Annotated in this window: 16 protein-coding genes; 12 read left to right on the plus strand and 4 right to left on the minus strand. The window is 36.7% G+C overall.

Annotated features, from left to right (window positions below):
• The first annotated feature begins 12 nt into the window (after positions 1-12).
• From MMY79_RS09420 to MMY79_RS09430, 3 genes are all read left to right on the plus strand, one after another.
• The gene (locus MMY79_RS09420; RefSeq protein ID WP_252613491.1) at positions 13-1,317 is read left to right on the plus strand and encodes an MFS transporter; all 1,305 of its coding nucleotides are present in this window, start codon (positions 13-15) and stop codon (positions 1,315-1,317) included.
• 444 nt (positions 1,318-1,761) lie between these two features.
• Entirely contained in the window at positions 1,762-3,270 is a 1,509-nt protein-coding gene (locus MMY79_RS09425; protein WP_252613307.1) for a S1 family peptidase, read from the plus strand.
• Positions 3,257-3,694, plus strand: coding sequence for a hypothetical protein (locus MMY79_RS09430; protein WP_252613308.1), 438 nt, complete (start codon positions 3,257-3,259; stop codon positions 3,692-3,694). Before MMY79_RS09425 ends, MMY79_RS09430 begins: the two co-directional genes overlap by 14 nt.
• A gap of 391 nt (positions 3,695-4,085) precedes the next feature.
• On the opposite strand, the gene MMY79_RS09435 is transcribed toward MMY79_RS09430, so the two are convergent.
• From MMY79_RS09435 to MMY79_RS09450, 4 genes are all read right to left on the minus strand, one after another.
• A complete protein-coding gene (locus MMY79_RS09435) occupies positions 4,086-4,322 on the minus strand; it encodes a VF530 family protein (protein ID WP_003651786.1) in 237 nt (78 codons plus the stop codon).
• Between the two features lie 96 nt (positions 4,323-4,418).
• Complete coding sequence (locus MMY79_RS09440) at positions 4,419-4,859, minus strand: DUF2147 domain-containing protein (protein WP_252613309.1); 441 nt, start codon at positions 4,857-4,859, stop codon at positions 4,419-4,421.
• 121 nt (positions 4,860-4,980) lie between these two features.
• Complete coding sequence (locus MMY79_RS09445) at positions 4,981-6,060, minus strand: amidohydrolase family protein (RefSeq protein WP_252613310.1); 1,080 nt, start codon at positions 6,058-6,060, stop codon at positions 4,981-4,983.
• Positions 6,061-6,317: 257 nt separating this feature from the next.
• Positions 6,318-7,562 carry a DUF1302 family protein gene (locus MMY79_RS09450; protein ID WP_252613312.1) on the minus strand — a complete coding sequence of 415 codons (1,245 nt, stop codon included), beginning with the start codon at positions 7,560-7,562 and terminating at the stop codon, positions 6,318-6,320.
• A 281-nt stretch (positions 7,563-7,843) separates the two neighbouring features.
• Here MMY79_RS09450 and MMY79_RS09455 point away from each other — a divergent pair, with 281 nt between their 5' ends.
• The 9 genes from MMY79_RS09455 to MMY79_RS09495 all read left to right on the plus strand — a co-directional run bounded on the left by MMY79_RS09455 (position 7,844) and on the right by MMY79_RS09495 (position 16,680).
• The gene (locus tag MMY79_RS09455; RefSeq protein ID WP_252613313.1) at positions 7,844-8,686 is read left to right on the plus strand and encodes an alpha/beta fold hydrolase; all 843 of its coding nucleotides are present in this window, start codon (positions 7,844-7,846) and stop codon (positions 8,684-8,686) included.
• 12 nt (positions 8,687-8,698) lie between these two features.
• Positions 8,699-9,703, plus strand: a complete 1,005-nt coding sequence (locus MMY79_RS09460) for a VOC family protein (protein ID WP_042077422.1) — start codon at positions 8,699-8,701, stop codon at positions 9,701-9,703.
• 17 nt (positions 9,704-9,720) lie between these two features.
• A complete protein-coding gene (locus MMY79_RS09465) occupies positions 9,721-11,469 on the plus strand; it encodes a bifunctional 3-(3-hydroxy-phenyl)propionate/3-hydroxycinnamic acid hydroxylase (RefSeq protein WP_252613315.1) in 1,749 nt (582 codons plus the stop codon).
• Positions 11,466-12,257, plus strand: coding sequence for a fumarylacetoacetate hydrolase family protein (locus MMY79_RS09470; protein ID WP_252613317.1), 792 nt, complete (start codon positions 11,466-11,468; stop codon positions 12,255-12,257). The genes MMY79_RS09465 and MMY79_RS09470 overlap by 4 nt, the downstream gene beginning before the upstream one ends.
• A gap of 12 nt (positions 12,258-12,269) precedes the next feature.
• On the plus strand, positions 12,270-13,238 hold the full coding sequence (locus tag MMY79_RS09475; protein ID WP_252613320.1) for an acetaldehyde dehydrogenase (acetylating): 969 nt from the start codon (positions 12,270-12,272) through the stop codon (positions 13,236-13,238).
• A 1-nt stretch (position 13,239) separates the two neighbouring features.
• Positions 13,240-14,268, plus strand: coding sequence for a 4-hydroxy-2-oxovalerate aldolase (gene dmpG, locus MMY79_RS09480; RefSeq protein WP_252613322.1), 1,029 nt, complete (start codon positions 13,240-13,242; stop codon positions 14,266-14,268).
• A gap of 4 nt (positions 14,269-14,272) precedes the next feature.
• Entirely contained in the window at positions 14,273-15,121 is an 849-nt protein-coding gene (locus MMY79_RS09485) for an SDR family oxidoreductase (protein ID WP_252613324.1), read from the plus strand.
• Positions 15,122-15,171: 50 nt separating this feature from the next.
• A complete protein-coding gene (locus MMY79_RS09490; RefSeq protein WP_252613326.1) occupies positions 15,172-15,999 on the plus strand; it encodes a lysophospholipid acyltransferase family protein in 828 nt (275 codons plus the stop codon).
• 66 nt (positions 16,000-16,065) lie between these two features.
• The gene (locus MMY79_RS09495) at positions 16,066-16,680 is read left to right on the plus strand and encodes a TetR/AcrR family transcriptional regulator (protein ID WP_252613328.1); all 615 of its coding nucleotides are present in this window, start codon (positions 16,066-16,068) and stop codon (positions 16,678-16,680) included.
• Positions 16,681-16,714: the final 34 nt, after the last annotated feature.

The following is a 16,714-nucleotide window of genomic DNA, read 5'->3' on the forward strand; positions in this document are numbered from 1 at the left end:
GAAAGGATGACCATGAAAGAAGTTGCATTAAGTGATCTGATCAATCAGCAGAAAGTTGGACGTTATCAGAAATTTATTTTATTCACCTGTTTATTGCTGATGATTATGGATGGGTATGACATTCAGTCCATGGCTTACGCAGCCCCAATGATTATAGAAGAATGGGGCGTTCATAAAACCATGTTAGGCGTTGTGTTTAGCGCCAGCTTATTTGGTTTATTTGTCGGATCATTTTTATTAAGTTCACTTTCCGATCGTTTTGGCCGCCGTCCAATTCTACTGATCTCAACCTTTATGTTCTCTATGTTGATGCTGGTAACACCACATGTAGGCAATATTGAGCAATTAACAGCAATTCGCTTTGTTACAGGAATTTTTTTAGGAGGTATCATGCCAAATGTCATGGCCTATAGCTCCGAAATTGTTCCATATAAATCTCGTATTTTCACCATGATGGTCATTTCTTGTGGCTATACAGTAGGAGCAATGTTAGGAGGTGGCATATCCGCCTTATTAGTTCCTTGGGGAGGATGGCAGGCGATTTTCTATTTTGGCGGTATTGTCCCTTTAATTATTTTCTTTATTACGTTCTTTAAGCTGCCAGAGTCTTTATATTTTTTAAGTGAAAATAGCAAAAATACGCCCAAAATTTTGTTTTGGTTAAAGAAATTTTATCCTGCATTAACATTCAATTCAGAGATGAAAATCATTAATACGACTGAAGTTCAGGTTAAGAAGTCACCGCTTGAGTTGTTTAAAAATAAGCGTGCGTTTTTTACTTATTCCATCTGGATCATCAGTATTTTAAATATGATTAGTCTCTATTTTCTGGCGAACTGGTTACCAACTTTAGCCAAAGAGTCAGGGCTGTCATTAAATCAGGCATTGATGATCGGCTCTACCTTACAGTTGGGCGGTACGATTGGTAGTATCGTGATGGGCCTTAAAATCGATAAGACTGGATTTTATAAAGTATTAATTCCTGTTTTTCTGGTTGCAGTGATCAGTGTTGCTTTAATTGGCTATGCTGTTAGCCATATTGTTTTATTATTTATCATCATTTTCATTGCTGGCTTTACGATTGTTGGTGGGCAACCTGCTATTAATGCGCTGTCTGCAAGTTATTACCCAGTTTCACTTCGTACCACTGGTGTGGGCTGGAGTATTGGAATTGCCCGTTTGGGTTCGGTCATTGGGCCATTATTTGGTGGCTATCTTTCTCAATTTCTGGTCATTACCCATTTATTTGTGATCGCTGCAATACCTTCATTGTTCGTTATTATTATGCTGATGATTCAGGCCAAGTATCGATCATAAGGTTATCTATATACATAAAATTTATGGGGATAATGGCTTAAAAAAAAGCAGGGGTGAACTCAAGAGCTTTTGTATTTATCGAATGTAGTCGGGCCATGCCGAACATGTAATTCCTTTACTAGTATATTTAATATTTTCCATTCTGCTTAAATATACTAGTGAAGAGCCTCGAGTAAAAATTTTTGATTAAATTTATTTAATTCTTTCAGAGATATCAGTTTTATTTTTTATTGTTTTAGTTGTATCTATTCGAAATAAAAATAGTAAAAGCCCTATATGCTTATTAAAAAAATTTTATCGAAACAAAAATAAAAAATTTTAAAAATAATGTTTTAAAATTTGTATTTTTTGTTTAATGTAAATTTCTTATTAAAAACCGTTAAAATTAAAGAAGTTTTTTATTTGTAGAAAATTAAAAAAAAATTTTTCTTTTAAATAATTCTTATGAAATTTTATGTTTCAAATTCTATAATAAAAATTGATTTTGTTATGAGTATATTTAAGATTCTAAATATACCGAATGGTAAAAAAATGCTAAAAAATATTTCTTTAATCACAATTTCAATATTTTCTGCTCATGTTTTTGCAGATGACTCAAACATTGTAAATGAGGCCGAGGCTTTAGCTGTTGATGCAAAATCATACGCTGCTTCATATAATGTACCCTTTGATGAAGCTGTCAGACGATTACTTATTATGCATGGTACTTCCTCTGAAATATCAAATATCAGAAATAACGTTAAAGGTGAACTTCAAGGTCTTTATTTTACTAATGGTAAAAATAATTTTGGTTTAAATGTTAATGTAGCAAATTATCCAAAAACTTTACCCAGATCATTGAACATTGCTCCTAGGTCAGCAACAGCTATTCAAAATATAATAAGAAGCTCAGGAAATTTAGCACTAAGAAGGCAATTTAATATCACAGATACTGATATGAAAACTGTAGCAATACAATATTCACAACCTGTAACTGCTCCTATTCATTTTAATAAACAAAGCTATCCTACAAAATTACAACGCTTGAATAATATTGAAAATAAACGTGAGCAATTGAAAGCTGCTTTACCTTTAATGCATCAAGCTTATGATGATGAAAGAACAGGAAATACAAAAATATTTGTTACAGCAGATAATGGTTCAACAAAAAAAATTGCAGAAAGTATTCTAAATACTCCAGTGGAAATAATTATAAGCCCACGCCCAACCCGTGTAGCAACGAGAGGAGGCACGCCATTACTTGCACTTGAACCACAATCCGTACAAGGTCAAATTGCTTGTTTTAGTGGATTTATTGGGAAAAGAAATGGTGTTTTAGGAATTGTTACTGCTGGCCATTGTGCAAAAGTCGGACAATTTAGTAGGTATCAATATAAAGATCGAGATGGAACACAATATGTTATTCCTCTTTTAACAGGTGCATCACCAACTAGTGGTTGGCGTGATGATAGTGTAGCTGATCTTGGATTTTTACCAGCTGGAACATCCTCTGCACAACTTGCAAAAGCTGAATTTTATGCTGACTCAAGTGTAAACTTTAGAAAATTAACAGCCACTAAAACTCGTTCGGGAACAGCTTGGGATAATGGTACTGTGAATGGATCATACATCTGTCATCTTGGTAAAACAGGTGGTTATGCAACCACATTAACTCAAAGTTGTGGTGAAGTTGAATCAATAAACTCAGCAAATGCAGATAACGTTGGAAATACATTTGTTCGTGTGAAAAATACAAATGGTAGTGCTGGAAGCACACACACTACAGGACTTGGTTCATTGCGCTGTTATCATGGAGACAGTGGTAGCCCTTGGTTTGCTTTAACAACTGGCTACGGAATTTCACATTCTTGTGAATGGCAAACCGGAGGTGATGATACAACACCAGCACTTTATGCAATTTATACTAGTTTAGACTATTTAAGCACTATAGGTACTACCATTGTTATTCAATAAATTACGTATCCTATCCTATATAGGTATAGGCGCTGTCTGTATTATTTCTACTAGTTGTACCTCTAAAAATTTAGATGGTTCAAGCATAAGACAGCAGAAAAATCATCTTTATGGTAGAGACATATTAGTTACATATCAGAAATCGACTGGTGGCTCTAGGCTTACTTTTACTGTTGGTATTCTCAAAGAAGTTAATAGTTGTATCTACCTTTCAAATGATAATGGTGATATCCCAATTATTTTTCCAAATACATTTAAAATGAACAATAACTTCGTTTCAAATGGAAATTTAGTATTTGAAATAGGTAAGGAAACACGCTTTATTGGTCATCAAACTTCCATAGAAAATGCAATTTCCACATTGAAAATTTCCAATAATCGTTGTTTTAATGGAGAAAAGATGATTTGGGTCTTTGGTCAATGAGTAAATGTTTTATTGAATTTCCTATATCAGTATTTTAAATTGTTTACCTAAATCCATACCCTGATCTTTCTTAGATTGGGGTTTTTCCATTTCCTTTTTAATTCACCACCTTTGTCACCAGCTAATGGACCAATATCAATAATCCAATCTGATTGGCTAATGATGTCTAGATTATGTTCAATAACGATTTACTTAGAGTACTAAAATAATAACTTATAAAATATTTGGTTTATGAACCTAGCTATGAATAGATATTTTTCTACTAAAAAGGTCTTAAGAATAGCCTAAATTTGTCTAGGAGAGTGGTGTAGCCCACCACTCACTATAAGGTATCTACAAAATCTGTGGCAATCCACCACTAATTAAAATGCTGAGGCTAGAGTTTTGATAGCTATGATTTCTGTTTGGCTTTTTGGCGTAAGACATACAAATATAAGCTTTCTACTTTTTCACGTGCCCATGGTGTGGTACGTAAGAATCGTAATGATGATTTAACACTTGGATCTATGCAAAAACATCTAATTTCAATTTTACGACTTAAGCCTTCAAATCCACCGTAGTAATCCAATAATTCATCCAAAATGTCAGCAAGTTTTTTGCCGTGTAAAGGGTCATTGGAGGCGTTCATAATAGATCAACAATATTTTGGGAGTCCATTATTATAACCTGAGCTAGTTGGAAAATGAGAGGGATTGAATTTAAACCTACAGAGTTTTTCTAAAGCTTATTTAACTCTAAGCCACGTTTGATTTCGTCCAAGCGCAGAGATACCAATGTAGCCACGGCCACTAAATTTTTGCCCATCTGGTGATAATGTTGCACTAAAGCTATATGTCTTACCTGTCTTAGGATCTAATATCGTTCCACTGGTATATTTGTTGTTTTGACCCGAGTGTTTCAAATTTCTGACGATGGTTAAACCCACTAAAGACTTATTTTTATAAGCGCCTTCGCATTTTGTACATTTATTGGCTTCACTTGGAACAAGTATTTTTTCAATGTTGGCAGATAATGTACCATTCTTATCTTCACTAAATTTTACGATGGCTCTAGGCTGATTCGTTTCATCATCAATGGTTTTCCAGACAGTGCCATTGAGTCTATCCGAAGCAAATGAATGAACGGAAAAAGAGCTTAGTAAAAATAAGAATAAATATTTTTTCATAACGATAGTTTCTCGAATTAACAATGGGGAATTTAATAGTCAGAATGGTTCTATTTCCAAGCTTTTTTCTTTGGAAGTAGTAGGTGAACGATCTATAAGTGAGATTCAATTTCAGCCAATATTATTGGGAGCGCTTTTTTTCTGCGATGGCGATAATGGGTTGGACCATCCAGCGTTTAAACTTATTCCCTAAGGATTCCTGTTGATAAATTGGTCGTGGACTAACATCTTCATTTATTTTTTTATATTGTGGGAACAGTGATAGAGCATTACCTCTTTGAATTTTATATTGATCTGAATCATTAAAAATGGTGAGTTCATCTAATGTATTTACTTGCATATGTGATACAGGAGCTGGTGCAAATGGGAAATCACTTCCAAATAAAATTCTTTCAGAGCCAACAAGTTCTTTTAATGCTGACATTGCATATGGCGAAGGTGATAACGCTGTATCAAAATAAAAACGCTTTATATAGGTCATAATTCCTTGAGGAGCATTTTTATTCATTTCTGTCATCATATTGCCTAAAGAAACTCGCCAAGCAACGTAAGGTAAAAAACCTCCAGCATGAGCTAAAATAAACTGAATATCTGGATAACGTTCCATAACGCCAGATGTAATGAGATTGACCGCTGCACGAGTTGTATCTGGTAAAAATTCTAAAATAAAGCCAGGTGTAGTAAGACCTAAATTTTCACTGGTTTGATGTAAATTAGGATGTATAAAAACGATGGCTTTACGTTTGTTTAATTCAAACATTAATTCTTCAAATCGACTGTCACCCAGAAAAATACCATTAGTACTTCCTAGTAAAACAATTCCATCTGCTTTAAGAACTTCAATGGCGTAGATTGCTTCAGCACAAGCTTGTTCTGTTAGTGGCATTGGGAGAACTGCAAAGAAACCAAAACGGTTTGGGTAGTTCTGTCGCATTTCAGCCGTATATTCATTACATCCGCGGGCCAGGTTACAGGCTTCTTGAACATTTCCAAAATACACGCCTGGTGCAGATAAAGAGACAATCGCAGTCTCAGTACCAATCTGATCCATAATCTCAATAGATTGAGACGGCGTCCAAACTGGTAATGGAGCACCAGCAACCTTATCAATGCCTTTCTTTAGCATGGCATCTTTAAAAACTGGAGGAACAATATGATGATGAACATCAATTCTCCCTTGCTTAAATATTGTATTAGCCATATCTCATCCTCAAAAGAGCCTTAATTTATTTAGATACTTACATTTCTAAAAAATCTTAATGGAATTATAGTAAGACAATATTGGTCAAAATTGAACAGTGTTGTTTATATTATTTTGTATATTTTTCATTATTAAGCGTTAAGATGCTTTCGATCATAAACACATCAAAAAAAGATAAGTTGTCTTATGTTTTTGATATTACAATTAAAAAGTAAAATTAAAGGAAATAGCCCGTATGTTTAATACGGGCTATTTGATTAAAATTTATAATTCAATTGAAGTGAAAAGATATCTGCTTTTGTGTCAAAAGTTCCTTTAAGTGTTTGCATAGTCGGCTTCCCAGCCACAACGGTTTGGCTGTCTATAGTCGCTTCGTTAGCAAAAACATGTGAATAACCAACATCCATACTTAGATTTTTATTAACCTGAAAACCTGCACCCAATGAAAGCCAAATTCTATCTGCGTCAGGAAAACGAACAGTTCGGTCTGATGATGAGTCAACCACAGATTTGTCGTAAGCCATACCAAATCGAAGTTGTGTAGCAGGGGTAACTTGATATAGAGCGCCTAAACTTGATCTTAAACCATCTTTAAAATGTAGTTGCTCCTCATATACCACAGTATTATTTTCAGGATTAACTGCACTAAATTCTGGTAATACTGACCAATCAGTCCAAGTTATTTCTGCGAGAGCGGTCCATTGGGGAGTAAAGCGATATGCACCTGCTAAACTTGCACTTTGTGGCATTTTAATATCGACTTCTGCTGGGTAACTAAGGCCAGCTACAGGTGTTGTTACTGTAAGAGAACCGTCTAGTTTAAGCTTGGTTTCAGAGCGGTATGTCAAACCCAAGTCTAGTTTATCGGTTGGCCTCAAAAAAATACCAATATTTCCTGCCCAACCGTCTCCATCACCTTTTAGTTCACCTTGAGCATCACCTAAATAAACTGGTGCATTTGTATTGATAAGAGGGCCAGTTTTTCTAGTCAAAGTAGCATCAAAATCGAGATAATTTAACCCAACTCCAATCATCACCTGAGGATTGATCTCGTACGCTAGTGATGTGTTCATATTAATACCAGTAACTTCGGTTTTTAACCCTTTGTATCGTCCCACAAAGTCATCATCCCATGAGCCTTTATTTCCATATAAGGGAGAAACACTCAGCCCTACAGCGAAAGGCTTATCACTTCTATATACATATTGAACACTTGGAACTGTAAATTCTCGATCAATACTCGCTTCTACGCTACCTACTGGAACGATAGGTGAAATTGATGAAGTGTTTTCTGCTTTAAAGTCGGTTGTAGCCTGAACGTAAGATGCAGAACCTGATAAATAACTACCCGAACTTAAACCCATCATAGCAGCAGGATTATAGGCAACCACGCTAGCATTTTGTGCGAGTGCTGATGAGCCTGCAAAGGCATAACCCACGCCTGCAGCAGTCTGTGTATCTATAAAAATACCAGAAGCATAAGTTAAAGAAGTTTGGGCCATTAAACTCATAAATATTAATTTTGTTCTAAGTGATCCGATCACAGTTATATCCATTTAAATAAACATGAATATAAAATATTAAACAAAAGTGTTCAAAAATCAAATTTATTGTAAAATTAACTATATATATGTTTTTAATGGTTATTTTAAAAATTAAAAAACTTATCTATCTGTAAATTATAAAATTTTTAAAATATGAACAAATGTTGAATAATTTGAACACATGTGTTCAAATTGGTTTTGTGGAGTATTTGAGAAATAAAATGATGAAAGCGAATACCTTGATATCCCAAACCGTTAAATTTGGTGATAGACAAATTTTTCTTAATGAACAAGGTGAAGGTTTCCCAGTCCTTATGTTGCATGGTGGCGGCCCAGGCGCCTCTGGATTATCAAATTATTCAAAGAATATAGATGCGCTGGCGGAAAAATATCGTGTACTCATACCTGATATGAAGGGTTATGGTCAGTCTACAAAAGGCGTGAATCGTGATGATCCATTTGGTGACTTAGCTGATACTATGTTTGGTCTACTTGATCAGTTAAAGATTAAGAAAGTTCATATTATTGGCAATTCTCTTGGCGGAGCTTGTGGATTACGCATGGCTCTTGAACAACCTGAACGAGTTTCGAGCTTAGTTCTTATGGGTCCTGGTGGTATTAATACGACTAAAGCTTTACCAACCAAGGGTTTGAATTGTTTATTGAATTACTACAGTGGTAATGGACCAACTATCGATAAACTAAGAACTTTTATCCGCGAATATCTTGTATTTGATGGAAGTCAAGTTCCAGAAAGTGTTATTCGAGAGCGTTTTCAAGCAAGTATCGATCCTGACGTCGTTGCAGCCCCACCATTAAGAAGACCTACGGGTTTAAAAGGGGCAATCCGAATGGATTTCACTCGTGATTCAAGACTAAAAAAATGCAAAGTTCCTACATTAGTAGTATGGGGCGCGAATGATTTGGTTAATCGTCCAAGTGGTGCATTAACTTTGCAGAAAATAATGCCAAATTGTGATGTTTACTTATTTGCTAATACGGGGCACTGGGTACAGTGGGAAAGAGCTGATGAATTTAACAAGCTTAGTCTAGATTTTTTTGCCAGACAGAACGTTGTTTGAGGAGGAAGAGATATGAACACCTCAACAATTGATCGAGATATTTTTGGTTCAGTACGCATGGGTTACGCAGTAATTGAATCAAACAAACTAAAAGATTGGAAAACCTTTCTGCAGCAGGGTTTAGGTTTGCATTTCAATGCGGATGAAAAGTCTATCAATGAAATAAGCTTTCGAATGGATAAGCATTCTAAACGTCTGATCATTCAAAAAGGTAGTGCAGAAGACTTTGTTGCTTTGGGGTGGCAAGTTGAAGATGAAGAAACCCTGAATATTATTTTAAAACGTTTAACTGAACGTGAAATTACTATAGAAAAAAGTAGCTTAGCTGAGGCTGAGCAAAGAGGTGTAAAGGAATTTTGGCGAATTTTAGGCCCTAAGAAACAAAATATAGAGCTGTTTGTTGAACCTACGTTGACAGATGAATCCTTAAATATGCTGACGTCGAGTTTTGTTACTGACAAAGCTGGTATGGGACATGTAGCCATTACATCAAGAAAACCTATGAAAATGCAAAGATTCTGGCAGGAAATATTTAATGCCAGAGTTAGTGATTATATTGAGCAGGTGATCAGTGGTGTCACTCTAGATATTACTTTTCTTCGTCTTAATGAACGCCATCATTCGATTGCGATTGCAACCACAAGAGAAATCCCTTTAGACCCAATTCGTACCAAAGTTCAGCATATGAATTTACAAGGCGCGTCTTTAGATGATTTATCTAGTGCTTTTCAGCGTTGTAAGCAACTTGGATATGAAATGGCTCACGAAATTGGACAACACCCAAATGACAAAGAACTGTCATTTTATGTCATTAGTCCATCTGGCTTTGAAATTGAGCTAGGTTGGGCTCCATTGGTTGTAAACGAGACAACATGGAAACCGACCAAATATTTTGCGATCAGTTCTTGGGGGCACAAGCCTGAAAACCCCACCAAACTTTATATGTTCTCTACAAATTTGAGTAATTTTAAGCAGGGAATATCAACGGCAATTCACCCTGAATATTCTCCCATCTAGCTTTAGAGGCTCTAAACATGAATGATCAAAAAACAAAAAAATCTACATCATTGAATGTTGATGTGATTATTGCAGGTCTAGGACCTACTGGTTTGGTATTGGCACACGTTTTAGGAAAATATGGACACCAAGTTTTGGTATTAGAACGTGAACCCGTATTTTATGGTAATGCTCGGGCTGTTTATACCGATGATGAGTGTATGCGAATCTTTCAGTCTATTGATATGGCTGAAGAATTACAAAAGGATATGCTCATTGATACACCTGTTCAGTTAGTTCGACCAGATGGATCTGTAATTGCTCAATACAAACCATTAAAGCGTCCATTTGGTTGGCCAGTTGTTAATTTCTATTATCAGCCTTATTTGGAAACTTCTTTAACAAATGGTTTAGCACAATATCCAAACGTTAAGATTTTACGTGGGCGAGAACTGATTAATTTTAGTCAGGATGTAAATAGTGTCACTGTGACCCATCAAGCAACACAGGTCTATCGTTTTAGTGATGAATCAGATGTTAAAACCGAAGTACAGGACGATACTGATATTCAACAGATCACAGCCCGTTATTTAGTTGGTGCAGATGGTGGTCGAAGTACAGTGCGTGCCAAGCTGGGTATTGAAATGTCTGGTAAAAACTTTCCAGAACCATGGCTCGTTGTTGATTTAAAACAGAAAGACCGAAATAAAGGTTTGCGCCATTTACCTTATTTTAATTTTGTTGTTGATCCTGATTTGCCAGTTGTGAGTTGTGTCCAGCCTGATGGATTTCATCGTTTTGAGTTTATGCTGAAAAAAGGACAAACCAAAGAATATATGGAGCAACCAGAAACAGTACGCATGTTGCTATCCAAATTTGTTAATCCTGATGATTTCGAAGTAAAGCGTAAATTGGTTTATACCTTTAATGCTTTAGTAGCTAATCAATGGCGTGATAAACGTGTACTTTTGGCAGGTGATGCAGCCCATATGACTCCGCAATTTATGGGACAGGGTGCGAGCTCAGGTATACGAGATGCGGGAAATCTAGGTTGGAAACTCAGTGCTGTATTAAATGGTCAGGCTGGAGATAAGTTATTAGATAGCTATGAAAGTGAACGTCGTGACCATGCTAAGGCAATGATACAAGGATCTGTTTTATTAAAAGATCTTGTTTCAATGACCAATCCCGTGATTGGGAAAATTCGAGATGGTGTAATCAAAGGCGTACTTGCGACCCCAAAACTAAAAGAGTGGGGACAAGAAGGGGGCTTCAAACCAAAACCCATTTACACCAAAGGTCAATATTTTGGTTTGGCACGTAAACATCGTTTAAGCCCTGAAGGTGGTTTATCTCCACAACCTATAGTCCGTGGTTTCGATGGGCGACCTGAACTTTTAGATTCTCTATTAGGTGAGCACTATTCTTTGATTGGATTATCAGTAGATCCAACAATTGGTTTATCAAATACGTCAAAACAAGTATTGAAGCAAATAGGCTGTAAATTTATTACTTTGTATCCATATTCTGATCGTCCACAAGGTCATATCAGCCGGAATTTAAATCCTGAAGTGATTGAAGTTGAAGATATTGCTGGTGATATGGTCTGCTGGCTTAGAAAAGCGTGTAAAGCATCTCAGCCTATTGCCTTGTTACGGCCAGATAAATTTACCTTTGCTGTTGTGAACCAAGATGAAATTAATTCAACCATACAACAGCTTAAGCATCAGCTGGATTTAACTACGGCTCAGCGTAAGTTACATGTAGTTAGTGAGGCAAGCGTATGAGCATGAATGATCAAGTACGTTTAGAGACTGCGGCAATTGCATTACGAAATGCTAGACACTCCAGACAGACAATAGAGCAAATATCACAGTCATATAAAATTTCAGGTTTAGATGAAGCCTATGCGGTAGCCAAAATTAATACCGATTTTAAACTGAGCCAAGGTGTCAGAATTATCGGTAAGAAAGTTGGTTTAACCTCTAAAGCAGTACAGCAGCAGTTAGGAGTTGATCAGCCAGATTTCGGGATTTTATTTGATGATATGGAGTTTCTTCATGGAGATGAGGTTCCAGTAAGCCATTTATTACAACCTAAAATTGAAGCGGAAATTGCTTTTATTGTTGGTCGTGATTTAAAGGGGCCAATTCCATCATGGGGAGAGTTTTTATCAACATTAGATTACGCATTACCTGCTTTAGAAATTGTTGATAGTGCGATTCATAATTGGAAAATCACTTTAGAAGATACGGTTGCAGATAATGCTTCTTGTGGTTTATTTGTTTTAGGTAATCAACCCATTGAAATCGGAACGTTCAATCTTGCAGAAGTAAAGATGGAACTTTTGCACAATCATAAAATTGCATCCGAAGGTAGTGGTGTTGCTTGTTTAGGACATCCTCTAAAGGCTGCTTGGTGGTTAGCTCGTACGATGTGTGAAAAGGGGATTGGTTTAAAAGCGGGAGAAGTTATTTTATCAGGCGCATTAGGGCCCATGGTAAATGTACAAGCTGGCGATAATGTGACTGCCTATATTGACCGCTTAGGTTCGGTTAGCTGCACGTTAATATAGGGAGATAATAAAATGAGTGAACAATCAAAAAACAAAATTAAGGCTGCGATTATTGGTAGTGGCAATATTGGCAGTGACTTAATGATCAAGATGTTACGTTACGGCGAGCATCTAGAAATTACTGCAATGGTTGGAATCGACCCTGATTCTGATGGGTTAGCCCGAGCTAAACGATTAGGAATTTCAACAACATTTGAAGGCGTACAAGGGCTTATTAACTTGCCTGAGTTTAAAGATATTGAAATCATTTTTGATGCAACTTCAGCAAATGCACATATTAAAAATGATGCTTTACTAAGAAGTTATAAACCTAATATTCGTATGATCGATTTAACGCCAGCAGCAATAGGCCCATATTGTGTTCCTGTTGTGAACCTCGAACAACATGTTAAGCAGCCAAACGTAAATATGGTGACCTGTGGTGGGCAGGCGACTATACCTATTGTTGCCGCCGTTTCTAAAGTTGCAAAAGTTCATTACGCTGAAATTGTTGCCTCTATTTCAAGTAAATCAGCAGGTCCTGGTACTAGAGCAAATATTGATGAGTTTACTGAAACAACATCAAAAGCATTGGAGATAGTAGGAGGTGCAGCTAAAGGAAAAGCAATCATTGTCCTAAACCCAGCTGAACCGCCATTACTGATGCGTGACACGGTATATGTTCTTTCTGAAAATGCGAGCCAAACTGAAGTTGAAGAGTCAATTGAACAAATCGTTGAACAAGTTCAAAAATATGTGAGCGGATATAGATTAAAACAAAAAGTTCAGTTTGATGTAATCCCCGAAGAGTCACCTTTAAATATACCTGGGCTTGGAAAGTTTTCAGGACTTAAAACCAGTGTTTTTCTAGAGGTTGAAGGAGCTGCGCATTATTTACCTGCTTATGCTGGGAATCTAGACATTATGACGTCAGCTGCTTTGGCAACAGGAGAAAAGATTGCAGAGTTTATTCAAATGAACAATACAGCTGCTGGAGTTTAAAATGATTGCATCTTTAAAAAAGCTATATATATCTGATGTGACGTTACGTGATGGTAGCCATGCAATCCGTCATCAATATTCAATTCAGAATATACAAGAAATTGCTAAAGCCTTAGATCAGGCAAAAGTAGATAGTATTGAGATTGCTCATGGTGATGGGTTGCAAGGGTCAAGCTTTAATTATGGGTTTGGGGCGCACACTGATTTAGAGTGGATTGAAGCTGCAGCAGATGTACTCACGCATTCACAAATTGCGACATTACTACTTCCTGGTATAGGTACCATCCATGATCTTAAGGCTGCTTATAACGCTGGTGCCCGCGTTGTTCGTGTGGCAACACACTGTACCGAAGCCGATATCTCCAAACAGCATATTGAATATGCTAGAGAGTTGGGAATGGATACTGTTGGTTTCTTAATGATGAGTCATATGACCACGCCTGAAGCATTGGCGCAACAAGGCAAACTCATGGAATCCTACGGTGCGCAATGTATCTATGTCGTAGATTCTGGTGGGGCTATGTCTATGAATGATATTCGTGCACGTTTTAGAGCCATGAAAGATATATTAGATCCTTCAACAGAAACAGGTATACATGCTCATCATAACTTAAGCTTAGGTGTCGCAAACTCAATTGTTGCTGTAGAAGAAGGCTGTGACCGTATTGATGCAAGTCTTGCTGGTATGGGAGCAGGCGCTGGTAATGCACCGTTGGAAGTATTTATCGCTGCTGCTGAACGCTTGGGTTGGCATCATGGAACTGATTTATTCACGTTGATGAATGCTGCTGATGAGTTGGTAAGACCATTACAGGATCGTCCTGTACGAGTTGACCGAGAAACACTTGCGCTAGGCTATGCGGGCGTCTATTCAAGTTTCTTACGCCATGCAGAAATTGCCTCTAAGCGCTATGGTTTAAGTACAGTTGATATCTTAGTGGAGTTGGGGCGTCGTCGTATGGTAGGTGGTCAAGAAGATATGATTGTCGATGTTGCCTTAGATCTATTAAAACAAAAACAAGAAGGATAAGAGCATGTCTTATTTAAAATTAAATGGAAAAGTTGCTTTAGTAACTGGTGCAAACTCAGGTATTGGGGCAGTCACTGCCAGAGAATTGGCACTCCAAGGTTATCATGTTTTTTTGGCATGCCGATCTATTAACAAGGCGCAATCTGTAATTCAAGAAATTCAAAGTTTGTCCCATGGTCAGGCAAAAGTTGAATTCATAGAGTTAGATTTAGCTGATTTAGATTCTGTACGTCGCTGTGCCGAAAGTTTTCTTTCTCGTGATCTTCCATTGCATTTATTAATAGCAAATGCTGGATTAGCAGGCCAGAAAGGTCTAACGCAATCAGGCTTCGAATTAACGTTTGGTGTTTGTCATGTTGGTCACTTTCTTTTAACTAAATTATTGACTGAAAAATTAATTGAATCTAAACCAGCACGTGTCGTTGTGGTTGCTAGTAAAGCTCATCGACACGTTCAGAGTATTAATTTCAATGCGGTATTAAAACCTACTCACAGTTTTGGTGGTTTAAAAGAATATGCGGTGGCTAAACTTGCAAATATTCTTTTTGCAAAAGAACTGGGACGCCGTTTATATGGTACAGGCGTTACGGTTTATGCAGTACATCCTGGTGTTGTTTCAACAAATGTATGGAGGGCAATGCCACAACCGTTTGTTAAGCTCATTAGCCATTTCATGATTAGTCCTGAAGAGGGCGCGAAAACTACACTTTATTGTGCAACTCAACCACAAGTAGCTGGTGATACAGGTTTTTATTATGAAGACTGTAAAGTCAAAGTTTCTTCACATGCTGCTCAAAATATAAACTTAGCAAACGAGCTGTGGGAACAAAGCCTAAATTGGGTAAAACAATAATTTAAGTTAAGAATACAGGGACGTCTTCTTAATATGAACAGGAGAATAAAATGGATAACTTTGTGCCCCCAGAAGAAAATTATGGTAAATGGGGACGTAATTTAGAACGATGGTATTTTGATCCAGTTTTTTTTAATTCAGATCAACTTGATATGTCCAAACCTGCATTATTTGTAGGAAATCATACGTTGTATGGTCTATTAGATGTTCCTCTTATTCTAGAACATCTAAGATTAGAACATGGTGTTCACTTACGGTCATTAGGTGACCGTATGCATTTTCATATCCCAATTTGGAGAGATATTTTAAAGAAAGGTGGAATGGTATTAGGTACACCAGAAAATTGTCATGCACTTATGTCAAGTGGACAGTCTATTCTAGTTTTTCCAGGTGGTGCACGTGAGGTAATGCGCCGTAAAGGAGAAAGCTATCAATTAATTTGGAAAAAGCGTACAGGTTTTGCACGTCTAGCTATAGAGCATGGCTATGACATTATCCCATTTGCTTCTTTAGGAGCAGATGATTGTTTTGATATTGTTCTTGATGCAAATGATATACAGAATAATACTACGGCACAGAAACTACTTTCAAAATTAAAGCTAAATGAAAAATTAAGAGGTGGGGATATTTTGCCACCTATACCCACAGGTGTAGGTTACTTACCTATTCCTAAGCCCCAAAGATTTTATTTTAGCTTTGGAGAAAGAATTTCTACAGCTGAGGTTGTCCTTAATGAAAAAGATATATGGAAAATAAGGGAACAGGTTGCTCACTCAATCGAAAAACAGATTCTTGATTTAAAGAATTATAGAGAGTCTGATAAAAATCAAAATTGGGGATGGCTGAGAAAGAAGCTTACAAAAAGTTTTAATGGGTAATAAAAACTGTATAATAATAGCCAAATCTGTTCAAATATTATTATTTTGTTTAAAGGGTCTTATACAGTGAGTTTATCTTCATCTCAGCAAAGAATCCATAAAACAGCTTTGAAACTTTTTGCTGAAAGTGGATCAACTAACATTAGTGTTTCTGAATTAGCCGCAGCTTCAGGTGTGGCTCGTGGCACAATCTATAATAATAAGTTATCGCCTGAAACTTTATTTGAAGATATTGCCTCACAACTTTCAGTTGAAATGAATGCCAGAATTATTAAAAGTTTTGGTAACGAAGAAGACCCAGCTATTCGTCTAGCTCAAGGTGTTCGCATGTATATTCGTCGGGCACATGAAGAACCAGACTGGGGACGATTCATATGTCGTTTTGCATTTAGTTCAACTTCTTTAATGGCATTATGGACTGGTAGTGATTCACCGTTACCAGATGTCATAGCTGGATTGGAAGGTAAGCGTTATAGCTTTCGTGAAGACCAGTTGATTTCTATTATTTCTTTGATTGCTGGCTCAGTTTTAACCTCGATCTTTCTAGTGTTGGAGGGTCATAAAACTTGGAGAGACTCTGGTACAGAGATAGCTGAATTATTACTTTGCGCACTTGGAATTAATCGAGAAGAAGCTTTTCAAATTGCCCGAATGGAATTGCCTCCTTTACTAGAGCTATAAATCAGAGTCGATTTTAGGGTAAACCATAAAAAAT

The organism is Acinetobacter sp. XS-4 (assembly GCF_023920705.1).
Taxonomy (GTDB): domain Bacteria; phylum Pseudomonadota; class Gammaproteobacteria; order Pseudomonadales; family Moraxellaceae; genus Acinetobacter.

What these genes read in the sequence shown, in the direction of transcription:
- MMY79_RS09465 (WP_252613315.1), top strand. Translation starts at nt 9,721, where the DNA reads ATGAATGATCAAAAAACAAAAAAATCTACATCATTGAATGTTGATGTG.
- MMY79_RS09425 (WP_252613307.1), top strand. Translation starts at nt 1,762, where the DNA reads ATGAAATTTTATGTTTCAAATTCTATAATAAAAATTGATTTTGTTATG.
- MMY79_RS09475 (WP_252613320.1), top strand. Translation starts at nt 12,270, where the DNA reads ATGAGTGAACAATCAAAAAACAAAATTAAGGCTGCGATTATTGGTAGT.
- MMY79_RS09490 (WP_252613326.1), top strand. Translation starts at nt 15,172, where the DNA reads ATGGATAACTTTGTGCCCCCAGAAGAAAATTATGGTAAATGGGGACGT.
- MMY79_RS09450 (WP_252613312.1), bottom strand. Translation starts at nt 7,562, where the DNA reads ATGGCCCAAACTTCTTTAACTTATGCTTCTGGTATTTTTATAGATACA.
- MMY79_RS09445 (WP_252613310.1), bottom strand. Translation starts at nt 6,060, where the DNA reads ATGGCTAATACAATATTTAAGCAAGGGAGAATTGATGTTCATCATCAT.
- MMY79_RS09440 (WP_252613309.1), bottom strand. Translation starts at nt 4,859, where the DNA reads ATGAAAAAATATTTATTCTTATTTTTACTAAGCTCTTTTTCCGTTCAT.
- MMY79_RS09460 (WP_042077422.1), top strand. Translation starts at nt 8,699, where the DNA reads ATGAACACCTCAACAATTGATCGAGATATTTTTGGTTCAGTACGCATG.
- MMY79_RS09470 (WP_252613317.1), top strand. Translation starts at nt 11,466, where the DNA reads ATGAGCATGAATGATCAAGTACGTTTAGAGACTGCGGCAATTGCATTA.
- MMY79_RS09420 (WP_252613491.1), top strand. Translation starts at nt 13, where the DNA reads ATGAAAGAAGTTGCATTAAGTGATCTGATCAATCAGCAGAAAGTTGGA.
- dmpG (WP_252613322.1), top strand. Translation starts at nt 13,240, where the DNA reads ATGATTGCATCTTTAAAAAAGCTATATATATCTGATGTGACGTTACGT.
- MMY79_RS09435 (WP_003651786.1), bottom strand. Translation starts at nt 4,322, where the DNA reads ATGAACGCCTCCAATGACCCTTTACACGGCAAAAAACTTGCTGACATT.
- MMY79_RS09485 (WP_252613324.1), top strand. Translation starts at nt 14,273, where the DNA reads ATGTCTTATTTAAAATTAAATGGAAAAGTTGCTTTAGTAACTGGTGCA.